The sequence below is a fragment of the Marinobacter antarcticus genome (assembly GCF_011049865.1).
Taxonomy (GTDB): domain Bacteria; phylum Pseudomonadota; class Gammaproteobacteria; order Pseudomonadales; family Oleiphilaceae; genus Marinobacter; species Marinobacter antarcticus_A.
On record NZ_DRGY01000007.1, the window covers coordinates 22072 to 28482 of the forward strand.

Annotated in this window: 4 protein-coding genes; 1 reads left to right on the plus strand and 3 read right to left on the minus strand. The window is 56.3% G+C overall.

Annotation, left to right across the window (positions count from 1 at the left end):
• The first annotated feature begins 9 nt into the window (after positions 1-9).
• The gene (locus ENI00_RS01160) at positions 10-2040 is read left to right on the plus strand and encodes a methyl-accepting chemotaxis protein (protein ID WP_304097591.1); all 2031 of its coding nucleotides are present in this window, start codon (positions 10-12) and stop codon (positions 2038-2040) included.
• Positions 2041-2086: 46 nt separating this feature from the next.
• Here ENI00_RS01160 and ENI00_RS01165 read toward each other — a convergent pair whose 3' ends face one another.
• The 3 genes from ENI00_RS01165 to ENI00_RS01175 all read right to left on the minus strand — a co-directional run.
• Positions 2087-2644 (minus strand): cob(I)yrinic acid a,c-diamide adenosyltransferase, encoded by a 558-nt coding sequence (locus tag ENI00_RS01165; protein ID WP_304097594.1) that lies wholly within the window; start codon positions 2642-2644, stop codon positions 2087-2089.
• Positions 2645-2685: 41 nt separating this feature from the next.
• The gene (locus ENI00_RS01170) at positions 2686-3729 is read right to left on the minus strand and encodes a ketopantoate reductase family protein (protein ID WP_304097596.1); all 1044 of its coding nucleotides are present in this window, start codon (positions 3727-3729) and stop codon (positions 2686-2688) included.
• Between the two features lie 2 nt (positions 3730-3731).
• Positions 3732-6411 (minus strand): valine--tRNA ligase (locus tag ENI00_RS01175; protein WP_304097598.1); only part of this gene is annotated, 2680 nt, incomplete at its 5' end.

The window sequence follows — 6411 nt, forward strand, 5'->3', positions numbered from 1 at the left end:
AGAGCCGATGTGAACCAACTTATAAACCCTGCAGTCGCGCTGATGAACCGGCTGCCGATGTTGTACAAGTTCAGTCTTATCAGCATTCTGTTTCTATTGCCGATTGGTGGGCTGTCCTGGCTTGTGATGACGGAGCTCAATCACTCGGTTGAGACCATAATCCGCGGCGTGAAAGGCCTTGAGCAACTGCGCCGGGTTGACCGTCTGGTCGACGCCTCAATGGACTACCGGGATTTTCGCGCGCCTGCCGTGGCTAAAAATAACGCCGCGATCATGGCGCGCTCAGAAACAGCAGCCAAAAATATCGACGCCATTCTGGAGCGCCTGACCGCAGAATCGCGCTCATTTGACGCATCTGGCACCTGGGCCGATCAGGTTGAGGCCTTCCGGGCAGACTGGCGGAAACTCCGCGCCGACGACAACTATCAGACCAATTTTGATCCCCAGTTCAAGTACTATCAGGAGTTTGTCCAAAAAGCCCTGGCGCTTCTTCCCGCAACCATAGAAACATCCGGGCTGGGCCAGGGCGCGTCGCGCGAGAACCGGTTAGTTCTCGGGCTGATTCGCGAATCTCTACCCAATGCCCGCAGTGTAATCGGTCAGGCGCGCTCCTACGGGTTCTATGCGTTGGTTGAGGGGCAGGTTGGCTTTGCTTTGAGTGAGACATTCAACGAAATTTACGACGGCCTTACCAATCGCAGTTCGTTGCTTTCGCCAGCTCTGACAATTGCCGCAGGGGCGTCTCCGGCTCTGGCAACTCAGGCAGGCGATGCGTTTTCGCAGGTGGACAAGAGTCTTTTGAATGTTCGCGAACTGCTTGACCTGAACATCATCACACCCATGCGGCTGGCGTTGTCATGGCAGGACTACGACTCGCGTATCGGTGGGCAGCTGGAGGGTTATCAGGCCCTGAAAGCGGCGGCGTTTGATGTGATAAACACCAACCTGAGTGCGCGACTGCAGCGGGAGATTGGCCAGCGCCGCCTGATCGTAGTGGCACTGGTTGTGGTGTTGCTGATTGTTGTCTATCTCTACGTCGGGTTTTTTGTGTCTGTACGCACGGCGATCAACAGGTTCAGTGATGCCGCACGCAAGGTCGCCGCAGGGGACATGACTACCCGTATTTCCCTCGACAATCGCGATGAACTCGGCGAACTGACCGACGAGTTCAACAGCATGACGGATCGAATGGCCGACCTGATACGCTCCGTAAGCCAGACAACCTCGGAAGTGGATCAACAGGCAGCGCGAGTCAGGGATACGGCTGTTGCCAATAGCGAGGCCGTGGCTCATCAGATGGCAGAAAGCGGGCAGATCAACGAAGCGATGGTTCAGATGATAGAGGCGGTGAGCGAGGTGACACAGAGCGCTCATCGAGTTGCCGACAGTGCAACCGCGGCTGAACGGGATACGGAAACCGGCCGGGGTGTTGTTTCAACGACCGTAGAAACCATCAACCGGTTAGCGACTGAGATTTCCGGTGCGGTGGCTGTTATCAATCGGGTGAGTGAAGACAGCGACAACATCAGCCAGGTTCTGGTGGAAATAAAGGCGATTGCGGCCCAGACCAACCTTTTGGCCCTTAACGCGGCTATTGAGGCTGCCCGTGCGGGCGAGCATGGCCGTGGTTTTGCGGTTGTTGCCGATGAAGTGCGCTCCTTGTCTCAGCGCACTCACAAGTCAACTGAAGAAATCGAGGGCATGGTTTCACGGCTTCAAAGTGGTGTGAAAGATGCGGTAACGGCCATGACCAACAGCCGGGATGCAACCTGGACAACGGTTGAGAAATCCGGAGAAGTAACGGAAGCCCTGAGCCGGATTGCCCATGGTATCTCGGTGATTGTGGACATGAGCCATCAGATTGCCCAGGCCGCAGAAGAACAGTCGGCCGTATCCAACGATGTGAACGCCAGCGTCGCTCATATTGGTGAACTGGGAACATCGACTGCTGCTAACGCTGAAGAAACCTTGGCCTCCTCCCGGGAAATGACCGAGCTGACGGCCTCTCTGCAGGGGCTTGTGGAGGCGTTCAAGGTTTGACGTTATAAGACGGCAAGGTGAGTGCAATCTCACCTTGCCGCGATTTCTACATCCCGGATTTCTTTTGATCCCACAGAATTTCTTCTGCGCCTTCCCGTCGCGCGAGCACTCTCGATGCCACAAACAACAAGTCTGACAAACGGTTCAGGTACTGGCGTGCCAGCAGGTTAATGGAATCTTCGTGGCTGAGCGCAACCACGACCCGCTCAGCGCGACGGCACACGGCGCGAGCCATATGACACTGGGCTGCAGCGGGGCTGCCGCCAGGCAGAATAAAGTTCTTCAGGGGCGGCAGGGGTTCGTTCATGTCGTCCAGAAGATTCTCCAGCCAGGTGATGTGCTCATCGGTGATCGCTGTGCTGCCGGGAATCGCAAATTCACCGCCCAGATCGAACAGGTGATGCTGAATGCGCCGCAAGGATCCGAGCATTTCATCATCGTTATCCAGAGTTTCTATCAGCAGGCCAATGTGGCAATTCAGCTCATCGGCGGTACCCATGGCTTCTACGCGCTGGGCGTTTTTGGCAATACGATTGCCATCGGCCAGGCCGGTAGTGCCGTCGTCACCGGTGCGGGTGTAAATCTTGGAAAGGCGATTGCCCATGAAGAACTCCTTTTTGGTGAAAAGCTGGCTGGCTAAAAGCGCTACAAAGCTTGTACTCGCTCGACCAACATTTGGTTTACCGGCGTAGCAATGGCATGGCGTTTACCGCACTGCACAAGGTAGCCGTTAATAAAATCGATCTCGGTTTTACGTCCTGCACGAACATCCGCACGCATGGACGAGGTATTGCTCGCCGTATGCTTCGCCACCGCTTCAATACGCTCCTGCAGAATCAACGGAGCAATAATCTCCCGGGTTTCAGCCTGCAGCAAAAGAGATATCTCATGGCAAAGCCCGTCAATGTTCTGCTTGTACAGAGATGCGCCAAGTATATCGCCATTCGGACAATCCAGCAGAGCCGTAAACGGATTAATCCCCGCGTTGACCACGAGCTTCTGCCAGAGCCGCCGCAGAATGTTTTCCTCAGCATGAACTCTCAAGCCGGTCTCGGCCAGCCGCTGCACAACACGCGTTGTGTGTTCAGCGGCGGAAGCCGTAAGGGTACCCACCCAGGTATCGCCAGCCCCGGCATGAACCAACACATCGGGTGAGGGCCGGTTCGCTCCTTCAGTGGTGCTCGCCGCAAGAATTGGCCGCTCGGGCCAGCGTTCAGCAACCGACTGTTGGCTACCCAAACCGTTCTGGAACAAAACAACAGGCGTGTCCTCGGGAATACGAGGCAACCAGGCTTCCAAAGACGCGATCGAATCACCAGCTTTGGTTGTTACGAGCAATAAACTGATAGCGTCAGCGCTTTGCAACCAGCGCCGGGATATAGAGATGCTGGTTTCCAGAGAGTCCGGCGAAGCCGTCATGAAGTCCCTCCCGAAACCTTGTGGAGCCATGGATGGCGGAACAGAGCGTACAAGGACGTATTCACAGCGTGTTTCGGAAGGGACTTCCTGACGGCTGAAGCTCCCCTCAAGTCCAATATCAGTTTTAACATGAGAGGCACCCCGAGATAAACGAGGCAAAAAACCACACTCACCAGACGGCAAAAGGGCGGCGCAAAGCCGCCCCAAAGAACCCGCTCCAAGAATAGCGATCTGCCCACCACTCCCGGAACGTTCACCCGCCGACACCATACCTACATGGCCTCAATGTCTGCGCGCTGCTTGTTTAACCGGCTCAGATTGCCTTGCACCTCAACCAGCTTCTCCTGCTCCTTCGCGACAACCTCAGCCGGCGCCTTAGCCGTGAACTTCTCATTGTTCAGCTTGCCCTCCAGGCGTTCGATTTCTTTTTGCAGGCGTTCCAGCTCCTTTTCCAGCCGCTTCAGTTCCGCATCCTTATCGATCAGCCCCGCCATAGGCACCAGCACTTCCATATCGCCCACCAGTTGGGTTGCGCACATGGGAGCATTGTCACCCTCAAACCATTCCAGACTCTCAAGTTTGGCCAGCGAGCTCAGAAACTGACGATTCTCGTTCATCCGGCGTTGACCATTGGCGCTGTTACCCCGGAACAGAACCGGAATCTTTTTGGCCGGGGAAATGTTCATTTCGCCGCGGATATTACGCACCGCCACAATCACACCTTTCAGCCACTCAATGTCGCTGACCGCCTGATCATCCTGCTTGCGGGCATCCGCTTGCGGGAAAGGCTGCACCATAATGCTGTCACCGAATTTTCCCGCCAACGGCGCAATACGCTGCCAGATTTCCTCGGTGATGAACGGCATGATCGGATGCGCCAGGCGCAAAACCGCTTCCAGCACCCGAACCAGAGTGCGGCGCGTACCGCGTTTCGCCTGGGCGCTGGCACTGTCGTCGCTCAACGACGGTTTGGACAGTTCCAGATACCAGTCGCAGTATTCGTTCCAGATAAACTCGTACAAAGCCTGGGACGCCAGATCAAAACGGTACTGATCAAGATGGCGAGTCACATCCTGCTCACACTGTTGCAGGGCGCTGACAATCCAGCGGTCAGCCAGCGACAAGGTTACCGGCTCGTCGTTAACGCCACAGTCTTCACCTTCAGTGTTCATCAGCACGTAACGGGCGGCGTTCCACAGCTTGTTGCAGAAGTTTCTATAGCCTTCCAGACGCTTCATGTCCCAGTTGATATCGCGGCCGGTGGTGGCCATCGCCGCGAGCGTGAAACGCAGTGCGTCGGTGCCGTGGGCCGAAATGCCGTCCGGGAATTCCTTCTCAGTTTGCTTGGCAATTTTCTTCGCCAGTTTCGGTTGCATCAGGTTGCCGGTGCGCTTTTCCAGCAGCGGGGCAAGTTCGATACCGTCGATCATGTCAAGCGGGTCAATCACGTTGCCCTTGGATTTCGACATCTTGTCGCCGTGCTCGTCGCGGATCAGGCCGGTGACGTAAACGGTCTTGAACGGAACCTGAGGCGTGCCGTCTTCATTCTTCATAAAGTGCATGGTCATCATGATCATCCGGGCAACCCAGAAGAAAATGATATCGAAACCTGTGACCAGCACATCGGTGGAATGGAAGGTTTTCAGGCGTTCGTTGATTTGTGGCCAGCCCAGAGTGCCGAATGTCCAGAGTGCAGAGCTGAACCAGGTGTCGAGAACGTCGTCGTCCTGCTTCAGCGAAAAATCTGCCGCAAGATTATGCTTCTCGCGCACTTCCGCTTCGCTGCGGCCAACGTAAATGTTGCCTTCGGTGTCGTACCAGGCAGGAATGCGGTGGCCCCACCACAGTTGGCGGGAAATACACCAGTCCTGAATGTCGCGCATCCAGGAGAAGTACATGTTCTCGTACTGCTTTGGCACGAACTGGATACGGCCGTCTTCAACCGCTTCAATGGCCGGTTTGGCCAGGGTTTTGGCATCGGCAAACCATTGGTCGGTCAGCATGGGTTCGATGATCAGGCCCGACCGGTCGCCACGGGGCACGCTCAGAACGTGGTCTTCTACTTGCTGAACCAGACCGGCTGTTTCCATGTCAGCTACGATCTGCTTGCGCGCGTCTTCCCGGGTCATGCCTGCGTAGGCGACGGGCAGGGTGGCGTCCAGATCGGTATTTTCACTGCCGTCGCTGTTGAATACTTCGGCCTGCTCACGGACGTTGGCGTCGTGAGTCAGCACGTTCATCATTGGCAGGCTGTTGCGCTTGCCCACGGCGTAGTCGTTGAAATCGTGGGCAGGGGTTATTTTCACACAACCAGAGCCTTTTTCCGGGTCGGCGTGGTGGTCGGCAATCACCGGAATGCGGCGGTTCACCAGCGGTAGCGTGATGAACTTGCCAATCAGGTGCTGATAGCGCTCGTCGTCCGGGTGCACGGCTACGGCGGTATCACCCAACATGGTCTCAGGACGGGTGGTGGCGACGACCAGGTAGTCTTTTCCATCTTGCGTCGTTGCGCCGTCGGCCAGGGGATAACGCAGGTGCCAGAAATAGCCTTTCTCTTCCTTGTTCTCAACTTCCAGATCAGAAATAGCGGTGTGCAGCTTCGGATCCCAGTTCACCAGGCGCTTGCCACGGTAGACCAGGCCCTCTTCGTACAGGCGCACAAACACTTCCTGCACGGCTTTGTAAAAACCGTCGTCCATAGTGAAGCGTTCGGTGTCCCAGTCTACCGAGTTGCCCAGCCGGCGCATCTGGCCGGTAATCGTGCCGCCAGACTCTTCTTTCCAGTCCCAGATTCGCTTGATAAATTCATCGCGACCCAGGTCGTGGCGGGTTTTGTCTTCTTCAGCGGCCAGTTTGCGTTCAACCACCATCTGGGTGGCGATACCTGCGTGGTCGCTGCCTACCTGCCACAGAGTGTTGTGGCCCTGCATGCGCTTGTAGCGGGTGAGGGTG